Origin of the sequence: Phycicoccus sp. Soil803 (assembly GCF_001429685.1) — a bacterium.
Classification (GTDB): Bacteria; Actinomycetota; Actinomycetes; order Actinomycetales; family Dermatophilaceae; genus Pedococcus.
This window is the reverse complement of sequence record NZ_LMST01000001.1, coordinates 194195-208373: the sequence shown is the minus strand read 5'-3', so window position 1 is coordinate 208373 and position 14179 is coordinate 194195. Positions and strand designations below refer to the sequence as shown.

General features: G+C 71.1%; 15 protein-coding genes and 3 tRNA genes. 8 read left to right on the top strand and 10 right to left on the bottom strand.

Annotated elements, in window-relative coordinates:
- Positions 1-51: 51 nt before the first annotated feature.
- Genes ASG95_RS00900 through ASG95_RS00890 form a run of 3 tightly spaced genes read left to right on the top strand, consistent with a single transcriptional unit; the run spans position 52 to position 2750 of the window.
- The gene (locus ASG95_RS00900) at positions 52-651 is read left to right on the top strand and encodes a hypothetical protein (RefSeq protein WP_057376216.1); all 600 of its coding nucleotides are present in this window, start codon (positions 52-54) and stop codon (positions 649-651) included.
- 36 nt (positions 652-687) lie between these two features.
- Positions 688-1197 carry a hypothetical protein gene (locus ASG95_RS00895; RefSeq protein WP_057376215.1) on the top strand — a complete coding sequence of 170 codons (510 nt, stop codon included), beginning with the start codon at positions 688-690 and terminating at the stop codon, positions 1195-1197.
- Positions 1194-2750 (top strand): LGFP repeat-containing protein, encoded by a 1557-nt coding sequence (locus tag ASG95_RS00890; RefSeq protein WP_057376214.1) that lies wholly within the window; start codon positions 1194-1196, stop codon positions 2748-2750. The genes ASG95_RS00895 and ASG95_RS00890 overlap by 4 nt, the downstream gene beginning before the upstream one ends.
- 75 nt (positions 2751-2825) lie before the next feature.
- Here ASG95_RS00890 and ASG95_RS00885 read toward each other — a convergent pair whose 3' ends face one another.
- The 3 genes from ASG95_RS00885 to ASG95_RS00875 all read right to left on the bottom strand — a co-directional run bounded on the left by ASG95_RS00885 (position 2826) and on the right by ASG95_RS00875 (position 5705).
- Entirely contained in the window at positions 2826-4286 is a 1461-nt protein-coding gene (locus ASG95_RS00885) for a selenocysteine-specific translation elongation factor (protein WP_057376213.1), read from the bottom strand.
- 6 nt (positions 4287-4292) lie between these two features.
- Positions 4293-5594 carry an L-seryl-tRNA(Sec) selenium transferase gene (gene selA, locus ASG95_RS00880; RefSeq protein WP_057376212.1) on the bottom strand — a complete coding sequence of 434 codons (1302 nt, stop codon included), beginning with the start codon at positions 5592-5594 and terminating at the stop codon, positions 4293-4295.
- Between the two features lie 15 nt (positions 5595-5609).
- Positions 5610-5705: transfer RNA gene (locus ASG95_RS00875), tRNA-Sec, on the bottom strand.
- A gap of 24 nt (positions 5706-5729) precedes the next feature.
- Between ASG95_RS00875 and selD the strand changes: the two genes are divergently transcribed.
- The 5 genes from selD to ASG95_RS00850 all read left to right on the top strand — a co-directional run bounded on the left by selD (position 5730) and on the right by ASG95_RS00850 (position 8408).
- The gene (selD, locus tag ASG95_RS00870; protein WP_057376211.1) at positions 5730-6728 is read left to right on the top strand and encodes a selenide, water dikinase SelD; all 999 of its coding nucleotides are present in this window, start codon (positions 5730-5732) and stop codon (positions 6726-6728) included.
- A gap of 56 nt (positions 6729-6784) precedes the next feature.
- Positions 6785-7105, top strand: a complete 321-nt coding sequence (locus tag ASG95_RS00865) for a hypothetical protein (protein WP_057376210.1) — start codon at positions 6785-6787, stop codon at positions 7103-7105.
- 72 nt (positions 7106-7177) lie between these two features.
- Positions 7178-7612 carry an SRPBCC family protein gene (locus tag ASG95_RS00860; RefSeq protein WP_056921348.1) on the top strand — a complete coding sequence of 145 codons (435 nt, stop codon included), beginning with the start codon at positions 7178-7180 and terminating at the stop codon, positions 7610-7612.
- Positions 7613-7722: 110 nt separating this feature from the next.
- Positions 7723-7905 carry a YegP family protein gene (locus ASG95_RS00855; RefSeq protein WP_056921349.1) on the top strand — a complete coding sequence of 61 codons (183 nt, stop codon included), beginning with the start codon at positions 7723-7725 and terminating at the stop codon, positions 7903-7905.
- Positions 7906-7955: 50 nt separating this feature from the next.
- A complete protein-coding gene (locus tag ASG95_RS00850) occupies positions 7956-8408 on the top strand; it encodes a hypothetical protein (protein WP_157581669.1) in 453 nt (150 codons plus the stop codon).
- 214 nt (positions 8409-8622) lie between these two features.
- Here the strand turns inward: ASG95_RS00850 and ASG95_RS00845 are convergent, their stop codons facing one another.
- The 7 genes from ASG95_RS00845 to gyrA all read right to left on the bottom strand — a co-directional run bounded on the left by ASG95_RS00845 (position 8623) and on the right by gyrA (position 14103).
- The gene (locus tag ASG95_RS00845) at positions 8623-9111 is read right to left on the bottom strand and encodes a DUF6584 family protein (protein ID WP_157581668.1); all 489 of its coding nucleotides are present in this window, start codon (positions 9109-9111) and stop codon (positions 8623-8625) included.
- Positions 9112-9259: 148 nt separating this feature from the next.
- Positions 9260-10180: an SMP-30/gluconolactonase/LRE family protein gene (locus ASG95_RS00840; protein WP_057376207.1), complete on the bottom strand. Its 921-nt coding sequence runs from the start codon at positions 10178-10180 to the stop codon at positions 9260-9262.
- A 197-nt stretch (positions 10181-10377) separates the two neighbouring features.
- Positions 10378-10453, bottom strand: a tRNA-Ala gene (locus ASG95_RS00835).
- A 44-nt stretch (positions 10454-10497) separates the two neighbouring features.
- Positions 10498-10617, bottom strand: a complete 120-nt coding sequence (locus ASG95_RS21925; protein ID WP_235543224.1) for a DLW-39 family protein — start codon at positions 10615-10617, stop codon at positions 10498-10500.
- A 43-nt stretch (positions 10618-10660) separates the two neighbouring features.
- Positions 10661-10737 (bottom strand) — tRNA-Ile (locus ASG95_RS00830).
- Between the two features lie 163 nt (positions 10738-10900).
- Positions 10901-11353, bottom strand: coding sequence for a DUF3566 domain-containing protein (locus tag ASG95_RS20630; protein ID WP_235543222.1), 453 nt, complete (start codon positions 11351-11353; stop codon positions 10901-10903).
- Positions 11354-11406: 53 nt separating this feature from the next.
- The gene (gene gyrA / locus ASG95_RS00820) at positions 11407-14103 is read right to left on the bottom strand and encodes a DNA gyrase subunit A (protein WP_057376206.1); all 2697 of its coding nucleotides are present in this window, start codon (positions 14101-14103) and stop codon (positions 11407-11409) included.
- Positions 14104-14179 lie beyond the last annotated feature (76 nt).

Sequence of the window (14179 nt, the reverse complement as noted above, 5' to 3'; positions counted from 1 at the left end):
ATGGCCGCGGTCGCGGCCGTCCGGGCGACCTGGTCCCCTTGAGGTGAGTCGATGCTCTCGAGCATCAGCCCGCTCGGCGAGCGGGCCCGACACTCCCGGTGGTGGCTGACCACCACGGCATACCTCCTCGGCTCACTGGTCGGGGGACTCGCGGTCGGTGGGCTGGCCGCCACGCTCGGCGGGCTCCTGCCCGACGGGGTGCGCACGTCGCGCTGGACCCTCGTCGCGGTGGCCACCCTGCTGCTGGTCGGGCTGGTCCTGGACCTGCGCAACCAGCGCTCGGTGCCGTCGTGGCGCCGCCAGGTCGACGAGCGCTGGCTGACCCGCTACCGCGGCTGGGTCTACGGCGTCGGCTTCGGGGCGCAGCTCGGGTTCGGCCTGGTCACCATCATCACCAGCACGACGACGTATGCCGCGGTGCTGCTGGCCGCGCTCACCGGCCACCTCGGCGCCGGGCTGGCGATCGGCGCGACCTTCGGGGTGGTCCGGGCGCTGCCGTCGCTGCTGATGGCCCGGGTGGTCGACAGGGGCGACCTGCACCGGGTCTTCATCCGGGTCGAAAGATGGGCAAATCCGGCACGAGCCCTCGCTAAGGTGGCTCTGGGAGGAGCGGCTGTGATCGTGCTGGCCGCCGCCGCAGTTGGAAGTTGATCGCAGTGGAGCTGACCCCGGGGAGTTGAGAGAGCTGTGGCTGACCACTACGGGATGCGGGCTGACGCACCCCCGGGCTGGCAGGTGGCCGTCACCCGCAGGCCCGGGACCGAGCCGGGCAGCGCAGCGCGGAGCGCCGACGCCGAGGGTGACGTGACCCGCCCGGTGCTGCACGCCTGCACCCGGCCGATGCCGGCCGACCGCGGCGACTTTGGCAGCAACGTCGTCGACCTGCTGGGGCCCGACGACGTCTTCGTGGCCCTCGTCGACTACGGCACCGAGGTCGCCGACCAGGGGCTGTTCGAGCGGCAGGGGATGCCGAGACTCGCGCCGTCGCAGTTCGGGCCGAACCGGTTGCAGCGACCGCTCCCGGGGCTCAGCGCCTCGCAGCACTTCTTCAGCTCCGGCGGCCGGGCGTTCTGCCTGTTCACCGTCGTGGGCAGCCACGCGCGCCGGATGGCCTCCGTGCCCCGGGCCGCGGCCCTCGTCTCGACGATCAGGATCACCGACCGGGCCACCCTGGCCCGCCAGGGAGGACGACCGTGAGCACCCTCGACGACCTCAACGCCGGGCCGGGGGGCATGGCGGGCTTCGTGTCCGCGCTGACCCGCCGGATGCGCCCGGTGTCGCGCCGCGACGTGCTGGTCGGCGCCACGGTGGCCGCCACGGCGCTGGTCACCAAACCCAAGGAGTACGCGCTCACCCCGGTCGCGGCATACGCCACCATCTGCGGACCGGGCAACACGGCGTCGAGCGGCTGGACGGTGTTCTGCTCCACCGTCAACAAGGGCGTCAACACCTGTCCGCCGGGCAGCTTCGCCGCGGGCTGGTGGAAGGCCGCCGACTCGTCCTGGTGCGGAGGCGGCTACCGCTACATCGTCGACTGCAACGCGAGCTGCTCCAAGTGCACCACCGGCTGCAGCGACGGCATGTGCGACTCCCGGTGCTGGAGCTGCTCGTGCGGCACCGGGTCGTCGGCGACCTGCGACCAGCGCCGGGTCTGCTGCAACGCCTTCCGCTACGGCCAGTGCAACACCCACGTGAAGTGCTCCGGTGGGGTGCACTGCCGGGTCGTCAGCTGCGTGCCGCCGTACAAGTTCGCGAACTGCACGACGGCGTCGCTGTCCGACAACCGCACCAGCGAGCACAGCGCCCCGAGCCTGCCGCGCTGGGAGGCGATCACCCAGAAGTACCACGCGATGGGTGAGCAGGCGTCGTACCTCAAGGCCTCCAAGGGCCCGGTCAGCTATGTCGGCGACGGCCTCGGCCGGTACGTGCTGTTCCAGGGTGGGGTCATCTACTACACGTCGAAGTACGGCGCGGTGGCCGTCACCGAGTTCATCCGCAAGATCTACGCGACCCACGGCGGACCACGCGGCGCCCGGCTCGGCTACGCCACCGCCGACATCGTGTACACCGCCGACAAGGGCTGGCTGCAGACCTTCGAGCGCGGGGCCATCACCGACTCGGCGAGCACCACGACGCAGGTCGTCTGGGGCACCCGCTGGACCATCTGGAAGGCCAACGGACGGGAGGGCGGGATCCTCGGCTACCCGACGACCGCTCCCACAGTCGGCGCGCAGGACGGGACGCTCCAGCTCTTCCAGAAGGGCGCCATCGTCGACTCCCCGTCCACCACCACCCAGGTGGTCGCCGGGTCGAGCTACTGGAAGTGGAGCCTGCTGTCGCGGGACCGCGGCCCGCTCGGCTACCCCACCGGTCCGCAGCAGACCCTGCCCGACGGCTGGATCCAGCTGTTCCAGAACGGCGCGATCTGCGGAGGTCCGGTCACGACCGAAGCCGTCCCGGCCCCGATGTACGCCCCGTGGGTCGACGCCGGGCGCGAGTCCGGCGTGCTCGGCTACCCGACCGGGCCGAGCCACACCGAACCCCGCGGCCGGGCGCAGTTCTTCCAGCGGGGTGAGCTCTGGGCGCTCGGCGCGGGGTCGCCGCCGCGTCGGGTCCATGGCGCGGTGCTGACGGAGTGGAAGTCCCAAGGGGGGGCCACCGGCAGCTACGGCTACCCGGTCACCGACACCACCCAGGCCGGCGGCGGCCGGCTCACCTGCACCTTCGAGGGCGGCACCATCACGGCCTGACCGCTCCGCAGGTTTCTCACCCCATGGGAACGATGTTGACGCCCGAGAGCGCCAATGTCGTTCCGACTGGGTGGATCACCGTCGCCGCACCTCGCGGGTGCCGTCCGGCAGCCGCCGGGTCACCAGCGTCGAGTCGAGCCGTTCCAGCAACGGGACCGCGACGCGTCGTGACGTGCCCATCGCCCGGGTGGCGGCGCCGACGGTGAACGGTTGGTCGAGCTCGCGCACGACCGCCTCGGCCCGGTCCACCGCGTCGCCGGTCAGCACGACGCCGCCGAGCCGGGTGACCTCGCCCCGGTCGGCCGCGGCAGCCAGATCGGCGGCCGTGACCGCCCAGCCGTCGAGCTGCTCGCGCGACGGCGCCCGGAGGGGGTGGGCACCGAGCCAGGCCACCAGCGCCCGAACGCCCGGCGGCGTCTCGTCCCCCGTCTTGACGTCTCCTGGGTATGCCGCGGCCTCGCGGCGGTCCCGCCGCTCGCCGCGGCGGGTGGGTGGGTCCACGACCCGCACCCGCACGCCCGCGAGGACCTCGTGCCGACCGGGGTCGCGCAGCACGGCCCGGTCGCCCACGACCAGCGGGAGCGGGTGGGCCAGACGCAGCCGGACCCGGCCGTCTGGCAGCACCTGCGTGCGCACCGGCACCGCCGCGGTGCCCGCGTGCAGGGTGAGCTCGCGGGCCAGCCGAGGGGTCGCGAAGGCTGTCGGCTCGGTGGTTTCCGACCCGAAGGGGACCAGGTCCACGTCGAGCACCGACGGGTGGGCCGGCCAGTGGACGTCCGTGAGCGCGGTGCCGCGGCCGACGCGGCCCACTTCGACGCCCCGCAGGTTGACCGCCACCCGAGCCGGACCCACCACGACGGGCACCTCCTCGCCGCAGGTCTGGAGCCCTCGCACCCCCACCGCCTCGCCGTCCAGCAGCAGCTCGTCGCCCACCGCGATCCGGCCCTGCGGCAGGGTGCCGGTCGCGACCGTGCCCGCGCCCCGGATGCTGAACGAGCGGTCCACCCAGAGCCGCACCGGATCATCCGGGGACCTCGGCGCCGCGGCTGCCGCGAGCCGGCCCAGGGCAGCGCGCAGCTCGGGCAGACCGGCTCCCGTCGCTCCCGACACCAGCACGCTCTCCGCGGCCTCGACGCCGAGGGCTGCCAGCCGGCCGAGGGACTGCTCGCGGGCCGGGACCCCATCGGCCAGGTCGCACCGGGTCACCACGAGCAGCAGGTGCTCGATGCCCAGCGCGGCGACGGCCCGGGCGTGCTCGCGGGACTGCGCCGACCAACCGTCATCCGCCGCCACCACGAACAGCACCGCGTCCACCGGACCCAGCCCGGCCAGCATGTTGCCGGTGAAGTGCTCGTGACCCGGCACGTCGACCAGGCTCACCCGCTGCCCGTCGATGTCGGTCCACGCGTAGCCGAGGTCGATGGTCAGGCCACGACGCCGCTCCTCGGCCCACCGGTCGGGCTCCTGCCCGGTAAGCAGGCGCACCAAGGTCGACTTGCCGTGGTCGACGTGCCCCGCCGTCGCGACGACAGCCATCGTGACCTACTCCCCGGCGTCGCGAATCGCCTGTGCCACCACCGCATCCGCGGCCGCGGGGATACACCGCAGGTCGACCAGGCAGCGGCCCCGCTCGACGCGGGCGAGGACCGGCCGGGCGAGCAGCCGCAACGACGCGGCATACGACTCGGGCAGGGCGACCGCCCAGCCGGGCAGCGCCTGACCCGGTGCGCCGCCACCACCCACGACGCCGTCGGCGGGGACGACGGAGGCAAGTCCGTCGGGCAGGCTGGCGGCGACCGCCTCGCACCGGACGCGGAGCACCGCAGGGTCGGCCTCGAGGGCGTCCCAGACCGGGGCGCGTGGTCCGCGCAGCGTGGCCTCGAGGGCGGCCAGAGTGGTCTTGTCGGCCCGGACCGCCCTGGCCAGCGGGTGCCGACGCAGGCGGGTGACGGTGTCGGAGCGGCCGAGCACCAGCCCCGCCTGGGGACCGCCGAGCAGCTTGTCGCCGCTGCAGGTCACCACTGCGGCCCCGTCAGCGAGCGAGCGCGCGGCATCGGGCTCGTCGGGCAGCAGCGGGTGCGGGCGGAGCAGGCCGCTGCCGATGTCGTGCACGACCGGCGGTCCGAGCGCCACCAGCTCGGCGACCGGGACCGCCGAGGTGAAGCCCTCCACGCGGAAGTTGCTCGGGTGCACCTTGAGGAGACAGCCGGTGTCGGGGCCGATGGCCGACTCGTAGTCGGCGAGCGTGGTGCGGTTCGTGGTGCCGACCTCACGCAGCCGCGCACCGGCGCTCGCGATCAGGTCGGGCAGCCGGAACCCGTCACCGATCTCGACCATCTCGCCACGGCTGACGACAACCTCGCGACCGGCGGCCAGCGCGGTCGTCGCGAGGACCAGCGCGGCGGCGCCGTTGTTGACGACCAGTGCGGCCTCGGCCTCGGGGAGCATCTCGAGGAGCGCAGCCGTCGTGCCCCGGCCCCGGGCCGAGCGCTGGCCGGTGCCGAGATCGAGCTCGACGTCGACGGTGCCGGCCGCCGCTGCCATCGCCTCGACCGCCGCGGCCGACAGGGGTGCCCGGCCGAGGTTGGTGTGGATCACGACGCCGGTGGCGTTGAGCACCGGCGTCAGGGTGGTCGCCCGCTGGGGCAGCGCGGCCAGCGTCGCGTCGACCACGTCGTCGGGGCCGATCCGACCGGCCCGCACCTGCTCCTGCGCAAGCTGCACGGCAGCCCGCACGACGTCGCGACCCAGGCGTGAGATCGCCTGCGCCACAGCGGGTTTGGCGAGCACAGCGTCGGTCCGGGGCACGAGGCGACGCGCGTCCGTCGGGTGCGGCTGCGGCATACGCCCTCCTGTCTGTGGCGGAGGCGGACGGGAATCGAACCCGCCCAGCCGAGGTGCTCGGCTGCACCGGTTTTGAAGACCGGGAGGGCCACCAGGCGCCTGTACGCCTCCGCGAGCGAGGCTAGCGTAGGGACCATGACCGAACAGGGTGTGTCCGTGCGGCTGACGCAGTACGCCGCCGGGGGCGGCTGTGCCTGCAAGATCCCACCGGGGGAGCTTGAGGAGGTCGTGCGCGGGCTGGGTGGCCAGGTCGCCGATGACCTGCTGGTCGGGCTGGACGACGGGGACGACGGCGCCGTGGTGCGGGTCGCCGACGGCACCGCGGTGATCAGCACCGCCGACTTCTTCACCCCGGTCGTCGACGACGCCTACGACTTCGGCCGGATCGTCGCCGCCAACGCGCTGTCCGACGTCTACGCGATGGGTGGCCGACCGGTGCTCGCCATCAACCTGGTCGGCTGGCCGCGGTCGGTGCTCCCGCTCGAGCTGTTGCGCGAGGTGCTGCGCGGTGGGCTCGACGTGGCTGGTCTGGCCGGGTGCCCGGTGGCCGGGGGTCACTCGATCGATGACCCCGAGCCGAAGTACGGCATGGCAGTGACCGGTGTCGCCGACCCGGATCGCTTGCTGCGCAACGACTCTGCCCGGCCCGGGCTGCCGATCTCGCTGACCAAGCCGATCGGGGTGGGGGTGCTCAACAACCGGCACAAGGCCACCGGTGAGGTGTTCGAACACGCGGTCGCGTCGATGGTGTCACTCAACGACGAGGCGAGCGCTGCGGCCGTGTCGGCCGGGGTGCGGGCCGCGACCGATGTCACCGGGTTCGGGCTGTTGGGCCACCTGTTCAAGCTGCTGCGGGCCTCGGGGGTCGGGGCGGTGCTGGACTCGGCGGCCGTGCCGGTGCTGGACAGTGCGTGGGAGTCCCTGCGCGAGGGGTACGTCAGCGGTGGCACCCGTCGCAACCTCGACTGGGTCCGACCGCACCTCGACGTGGCTGGTGGGTCGGTCGACGAGGACGTGCTGCTCATGCTCGCCGACGCCCAGACCAGCGGTGGGCTGCTGGTCGTGGGCGAGGTGCCCGGCGCACCGGTCATCGGCCACACCGTCGCGGGAGCCCCGCGGATCGAGCTCCGGTGAACTGCTGCTGCTCGAAAGGTCTTGTGAGTGAGTGCGGTTCGGCGCACGCTGGGGGCATGGCCAGGTACGAGCTCATCGCCCACGACCGCGCCGGACGCCCGTCCGGGCGCCCGGTCTTCGTCACGGCGTCCAGCCCCGGCGAGGCGGTCATGGTGGGTGGACCGGCGCTGCGCCGGGTCACCGAGCGCGACCGCACCCACGCCGACCTGTATGCCGTGTACCGCCACCGGCGCGTGCGCGGCCGCCGGCTGGTGGGCGCGTTCCTGCCCGACGACCCGGGTGACGGCCTGGCCGGTGTGCGCGAGCCGCGGCGCCCGCTGCCCACCCCGCCGAACCTGCGCGCGGAAGCCGAGCGACCGGCATACCCGGACATCTGAGGCAGGCTCTCCTGTGGGGACCCGGCACGCAGTAGCGTGTGCCCACCCACCCCACCTTGTCGGAGGCCCCCCGTGCCGCGCTTCTCCCACACGCTGTCCGTCAGCGCACCTCCCGCTGCGGTCTTCGCGATCGTCGACGACTTCACCAAGACGCCCCTCTGGCTGTCGCGCTGCACCGGCATCGACAAGCTGTCCGACGGGGCGAACGACGTCGGCACCGAGCTGAAGTACCACTACGACGACGGGCGCCGCACCGGCACCATGGACGGCCAGATCATCGCGCACGAGCCGGACCGGCACTTCGCGATGAAGTTCACCGACAAGCTGATGGATGTCACCGTCGACTTCGTCGCGGCCTCCGACGGGGTGGGCACGACGCTGACGCACAGCATCGACATCGCCACCAAGGGGATCGGCAAGCTCTTCACCCCGCTGATCCGGCGCGACCTGCCCAAGCAGACGATGGACGCGATGACCAAGCTCAAGGCGATGGCGGAGTCGGCCTGAGCCGGGGTCAGCTGGGCTGAGCTGGGCTGGGTCGCTGGGCCTGTACGGGGCATACCGGCGGCCCTAGGCTGCGAAGGTTCGCAGTCTGGTCCACTGACGGAGGTGCAGTGATGGCGGGGAAGTTCGAGCTCTACCAGGACAAGGCGGGCAAGTACCGCTTCCGGCTGAAGGCCAGCAACGGCCAGGTGATCGCCGTGGGTGAGGCGTACGAGTCGAAGGCCGCGGCCGAGAACGGCATCGCTTCCGTGCAGGAGAACGCGCCGGGGGCCCCCACCGTCGAGGTCGACGGATAGCCCGCCAGGGGGAGCAGTGGCGGGTCTGGGCTGCGCGCATCGCCGTGGTGGTGGCTGCGGTGGTGGTCTTCGTCGCGCTCTCGAAGCTGTGGACCTTCGCCAACGCGGATGACCCCGACGTCGTCGAGCAGGGCGCGATCCTGCGGATGGCCTCGTCGGCCTGCGCCCAGATGCGCGAGTCCGCCGCCGCGGCCGCGGTCGCCCCGACCGCATCGATCCCGCGTCGCGTCGGGGCGATCAACGCCCAGAACGACGCGGTGGTCGAGCTGATCACCGCGATGCAGACCCTGGGGGCGGAGCGGCTCCAGGCCGACCAGCCTGCCGCCGAGTGGGTCGAGGACTGGCAGCGGCTCGTGTCCGCGCGGGATGCCTACGCGCGGTCGCTGGCCGCCGGCAAGCCGAAGCCGATGAACCTGCCGACGATCGACGGCAAGCCCTTGATCGAGCGGCTCAACAACGTCGGCCTCAACTGCCGAGTCCCCCTCGTCCTCCTCGCCCCCTGACCCTCTCCCACTTCTGGCCACCAGTCCCTCACCGGACCCCTGTTTCGGTCGGTCCGTGAGGCACCAGTGGCAACACGTCCCGGCGGTCACCGACTTGTTGCCACCTGTCCCTCACCAGACCCCTGTTTCGACCAGTCCGTGAGGCACCAGTGGCAACAAGTCGGGGCGTCTCACCCTCGCGGATGACCGGCTGGTGACCGGTTGCAGCTGACGCTCAGCCCCAGATCCACCGTGCGACGGTCCACATCCCGATGACGATCATGCTGAGCACCCAGACCACGAAGACAACGGCACCTCCGCCGAACACGATCGGCTCCCACCACGCTTCCTGAAACGGCTTGCCTCTGTGGACCCGGGCCCGACCCTGCTGCTCCCGCGACGCTGAGGCCTTCAGCAAGCTCAGCTCATGGCTCTGCGTTTCCCTACGGACGACGGCCGGGATGCTCCGCCACCGGTCGTGATCGTCGCCATGTCGCTCCTGCCATGCCTCGATAGCACTGCGCGCCAGTTCGTCATCGCGCCCCGTCACGAACCACAGAGCCCCAGCGGCGGGAAGGTTATTCATCTGCTGATGCACGGTCGCGAGAAGATCCAGGACCTCTTCGTCCTGGCGATGGATGAGGAGCCCAGTCAGTCGATCCCGGGCTTTCCACGCTCGCCCCGCTGCCAGGTCAGCCCGCGCCCGGCCCATTGCGTCGTCCACGCGGTGAGGATGGCACCCTCCCGATCGGTATGCCAGCGCATTTGCTCCGGGTGGCCGACTTCTGGCCACAGGTGCGCTACCTGGGACCGGAGATGGCACCCTGAAGGCCATGGCCGAGCGCCTCACCCCACCTTGATCAGGCGCTCGCTCAGCGATCGACGACGACGACCTCGTACTCGCTCGCGGTAGGGGGCAGTCCGGTGTCGAACTTGGCGTTCACGACGGCCAGCCGGTCACCGAACCGGGCCACCGTCGTCGGCACCTGGAAGGCGTCGCTGGTGATGACCTTGGTCAGCGACCCGGACGACAGGTCGCCGCTGAGCCGGAAGGTCGAGATCTGGTTGCTGAAGTTCTGCACCGCCCACAGGGTCCGTCCCTCGAGGAGGATGCCGTCGACGTTGGGGGTGCCCACCCCAGCGATGGTCCGGCTGGCTCCGGTCATCGGGTCGACGACGTTGACCGCGCCCTGACCGCTGTGCGCGACGAGCAGGCTCCTGCCGTCCGCAGTCGCGGCGATGCCATTGTTGTTGAACTGACCTGTCGTGTCCGCAGCAGGCCCGCTGAGAGCCAGGGTGCGGACCGGCCCCGTCGCGGCGTGGCTGGCCGGGACGAAGTAGAGCTCGGCCGCATTGGAGTTGGTGAACCAGGCGCCGGTCCGAGTGACGGCCACGTCGTTGATGAAGGATGTGCCGGGCGCGGCCAGCTGGCGGGTGGCGACCGAGGCCCCGGTGGCGAGGTCGTAGACATAGGCCTGACCGGTGGGCCCTCCCGCGACGAAGAGCAAGCCGTGCGCCACGTCGGCCTTCAGGCCTACCGCCACCCGGCCGGGCGGGTTGTCGATGAAGCGCTCCACGGTCCCAGTGGCCAGGTCGCCACGGAACACGTCGCCGGCGAAGAGGTCGGTGGCGTAGAACGTCGTGCCTGCCCCCCGGGCGATCCCCTCCGTGCTCGACGCGCCGGGCAGCACGATCACCCGGTCGGCATGGGCACCGACGGCGGCCGGTGCGGCGAGCAGCACCACCGCGACGGTCGAGACGATCGATCCGAGGACCGTCCGGGCACGGAACATACGACCCACCTCGCTCACGACAGCCACCGCGCCACGTGCGAGGTGGACCTCAGCCAGCCTGCGCCCGCGTGGTCGGCCAGCACATCCACCAACCTGCGTAGGGAGCCCTACCAACGAGCACTTCTGGCCACCTGTGCGGGTGGGGCCGCGCAATCCGGCCAGCCGTGCGGCATACCTGGCCAGGAGTGGGGAGGAGATGGTGGAGCCAAGGGGACTCGAACCCCTAACCCCCTGCTTGCAAAGCAGGTGCGCTACCAATTGCGCCATGGCCCCTGGGTGTCACACGTAGGTGACAGGCGGCCAGGGCCGCCCCGGTGCTAGCGAGGGGAGTCGGTCGCCTCGGCCCAGAGGTCCTTCTCGGCCTTCTGGGCCTTGAGCTTCCGCTGGATTGCCGTGGCGCCGATGGCCGTCACGATGAGGAGCAGGAGCTTCTTCATGGGCCGTCGCCTTCCCTCGCAGAGCAACCGCGGGGATCGGGATTGGTGGGCCTAACAGGACTTGAACCTGTGGCCTCTTCCTTATCAGGGAAGCGCTCTAACCGTCTGAGCTATAGGCCCGTGAGCCCAATCTCCGCTGCGCCACGGGAGGTGGCGCGAGGCACGAGGTTACAGCACGCGCACACGCACTTCCAAAACGGTTACCGCCCACCATCCCGAGGGGGACGGTGGGCGGTTCGAGGTATGCCGCGGGGCCGGCTTCGAGGGCCCGCCAGGACCCCGGTCAGTCGTCGGTGAGGGTGAGCTGGAGGCCGCCGACGAGGGCCGAGCAGATGTTGTAGAGGAAGGCGCCGAGGGTCGACAGGGCGGTCAGCAGGATGACGTCGATGACCCCGATCACGATCGACAGGGACAGCACCCGGCCGAAGCCGAGGAAGTCCATGATGTCGAACGGGTTCTCCGAGTCGCTGATGATCGTCCCGACCAGGCGGTTGACCTCGCTGAAGACCCCCATGCCGGACAGGATCATCCACAGCACGGCGACCATGACGACGCCGGCGATGCCGAGGGCGACCGAGATGAGGAACGACATCTTCATCGCCGACCACGGGTCGACCCGCGAGACGGTGAGCTTGACCCGCCTGGCGCGGGCGGCCTGGGCGGCCGTCGGGGCACCAGCGGGACGCGCACCGGCCGGCCGGGCACCACCCTGGGGCAGGGACTGGGTCGGGCTCACCGGAGCGGCTCCTCCCTGAGGGAGGGCCGACCTGCTGGTCTGGCCTGCCGTGCTCACTCGCTACCTCCAGTGGCGTCGCTCTCAGGTGCGTCCGAAGCCTCCGCGGAGGCCTCCACACCCTGCTCGTTTCCAGACGACGGTACGGCATCAACCCGTGTGGAGTCGCTTTCCGCGGCAGCGGACGTCGTGATTGCTGCGCCAGCGGACGTCGTGATTGCCGCGCCAGCGGCGGACTCGATTGTCGGGGTCGCGCCGGACTCGGTGGTGGCGTCCTCGTCCGCCTCCTCGACCGCCCGCTCGGGGTTTCGCGCGAGCGCGACGACGGTGTCCCCGTTGCCCGGGTTGGCGAACTTCATGCCCTGGGTGTTGCGGCCGCGCCGCGTCACCGGGCTCACCGGCATACGCACGATGTTGCCCTTGCCCATGATGACCAGGACCTCGTCGTCCTCACTGACCGTGAGGGCGCCGACCAGGTCACCGTTGCGCTCGGTGATCTTGGCGACCGCCACCCCGAGGCCACCACGGCCCTTGGCGTTCCAGTCGGAGGCCGGCGAGCGCTTGGCCATGCCGTTCTCGAAGACCACGAACACATCGGGGTCCTCGCCCTCGTGGATGACGCTGAGCGACAGCAGCGAGTCGTCGCCGCGGAACCGCATGCCGGTCACCCCACTGGTGGCCCGACCCATCGGCCGGAGCTGGGCGTCGGTGGCGTGGAACCGCACCGACTGGGCGTGCCGCGAGACCAGGAGCAGGTCGTCGGTGGCCGAGGCCAGGTCGGCCGCGACCAGCTCGTCGCCCTCCTTGAGGTTGACGGCGATCAGGCCGCCGGACCGGGGGGAGTCGTAGTCGGCGAGTCGGGTCTTCTTGACCAGGCCGTTCTTCGTGGCGAGCACGAGGTAGGGCTGCTGGGCGTAGTCGCGCACGTCGAGGACCTGGGCGATCTTCTCGTCCGGCTGGAAGGCCAGCAGGTTGGCGACGTGCTGGCCCTTGGCGTCCCGACCGGAGTCGGGCAGCTCGTAGGCCTTGGCCCGGTAGACCCGGCCGAGGTTGGTGAAGAACAGCAGCCAGTGGTGCGACGTCGTGGTGAAGAAGTGGTCGACCATGTCGTCGCCGCGCAGTGAGGCCCCGCGCACGCCCTTGCCGCCGCGACCCTGCGAGCGGTAGGCGTCGACCCGGGTGCGCTTGGCGTAGCCGCCGCGGGTGATGGTGACGACCACGTCCTCCTCGGGGATGAGGTCCTCCATCGACATGTCGCCGTCGAAGAACTCGATCCGGGTGCGGCGGTCGTCGCCGTACTTGTCGACCAGCTCGGCCAGCTCGTCGGACACGATGGTCCGCTGCCGCTCGGGCTTGGCGAGGATGTCCTCGAAGTCGAGGATCATCGCCTCGAGCCGGTTGTGCTCGTCGATGATCTTCTGGCGCTCGAGGGCGGCCAGGCGACGCAGCTGCATCTCGAGGATCGCGCGGGCCTGGACCTCGTCGATCTCGAGCAGCTCGATCAGCCCGTCGCGGGCCGCCTCGACGGTCTGCGACCGGCGGATCAGGGCGATCACCTCGTCGAGGGCGTCGAGCGCCTTGAGCAGACCACGCAGGATGTGGATCTCGTTCTCGGCCTTGCGCAGACGGAACTTCGTCCGGCGCTGGATGACCTCGATCTGGTGCTCGACCCAGTGCCGGATGAACGCGTCGATCGGGAGCGTGCGCGGCACCCCGTCGACCAGGGCGAGCATGTTGGCGCCGAAGTTGTTCTGCAGCTGGGTGTGCTTGTAGAGGTTGTTGAGCACCACCTTGGCCACCGCGTCGCGCTTGAGCACGATGACGAGGCGCTGGCCGGTGCGGCCCGAGGTCTCGTCGCGGATGTCGGCGATGCCGTTGAGGCGACCCTCCTTGGTGAGCTCGGCGATCTTCTGCGCGAGCGTGTCGGGGTTCACCTGGTAGGGGAGCTCGGTGACCACGAGGCACTGCCGGCCCTGGATCTCCTCGACCTCGACGACCGCGCGCATGATGACCGAGCCACGGCCGGTGCGGTAGGCGTCCTCGATGCCCTTGCGGCCCAGGATCAGCGCCCCGGTCGGGAAGTCGGGTCCGCTGATGCGGGCGAGCACCGCGTCGAGGGCCTCGTCGCGGGAGGCCTCTGGGTTGGCGAGCATCCACTGGGCGGCGTCGGCCACCTCGCGCAGGTTGTGCGGCGGGATGTTGGTCGCCATGCCGACGGCGATGCCCGAGGAGCCGTTGACGAGCAGGTTCGGGAACCGGCTCGGCAGGACCACCGGCTCCTGCGTCTTGCCGTCGTAGTTGTCGCGGAAGTCGACGGTCTCCTCGTGGATGTCGCGGACCATCTCCATGGCCAGCGGCGCCATCCGGCACTCGGTGTACCGCGGGGCGGCGGCCGGGTCGTCGCCCGGGCTGCCGAAGTTGCCCTGGCCGTCGACCAGCGGGTAGCGCAGCGACCAGTCCTGGACGAGCCGGACGAGGGCGTCGTAGATCGAGGAGTCACCGTGCGGGTGGTACTGACCCATCACCTCACCGACGACGCGGCTGCACTTGTTGTAGCCGCGGTCGGGGCGGTAGCCACCGTCGTACATGGCGTAGACCACGCGACGGTGCACCGGCTTGAGGCCGTCCCGCACATCCGGAAGCGCCCGACTCACGATCACCGTCATCGCGTAGTCGATGTAGCTGCGCTGCATCTCCGTGTTGAGGTCGACCGCCTCAGTGCGGTCGTACTCGATCGGCGGTATTTCAGTCATGAATTCCCTTGTCCGTCAATGCCATTCACCAGCCATGCCATTCAAGTGCAGTGGGTATGCCGGGTGGCTGGGTTCC

Bases quoted from the DNA above. Each gene is read 5' to 3' on its own strand.
- ASG95_RS00900 (WP_057376216.1), top strand. From the start codon at position 52: ATGCTCTCGAGCATCAGCCCGCTCGGCGAGCGGGCCCGACACTCCCGG.
- ASG95_RS00885 (WP_057376213.1), bottom strand. From the start codon at position 4,286: ATGGCTGTCGTCGCGACGGCGGGGCACGTCGACCACGGCAAGTCGACC.
- selA (WP_057376212.1), bottom strand. From the start codon at position 5,594: ATGCCGCAGCCGCACCCGACGGACGCGCGTCGCCTCGTGCCCCGGACC.
- selD (WP_057376211.1), top strand. From the start codon at position 5,730: ATGACCGAACAGGGTGTGTCCGTGCGGCTGACGCAGTACGCCGCCGGG.
- ASG95_RS00865 (WP_057376210.1), top strand. From the start codon at position 6,785: ATGGCCAGGTACGAGCTCATCGCCCACGACCGCGCCGGACGCCCGTCC.
- ASG95_RS00855 (WP_056921349.1), top strand. From the start codon at position 7,723: ATGGCGGGGAAGTTCGAGCTCTACCAGGACAAGGCGGGCAAGTACCGC.
- ASG95_RS00840 (WP_057376207.1), bottom strand. From the start codon at position 10,180: ATGTTCCGTGCCCGGACGGTCCTCGGATCGATCGTCTCGACCGTCGCG.
- ASG95_RS21925 (WP_235543224.1), bottom strand. From the start codon at position 10,617: ATGAAGAAGCTCCTGCTCCTCATCGTGACGGCCATCGGCGCCACGGCA.
- gyrA (WP_057376206.1), bottom strand. From the start codon at position 14,103: ATGACTGAAATACCGCCGATCGAGTACGACCGCACTGAGGCGGTCGAC.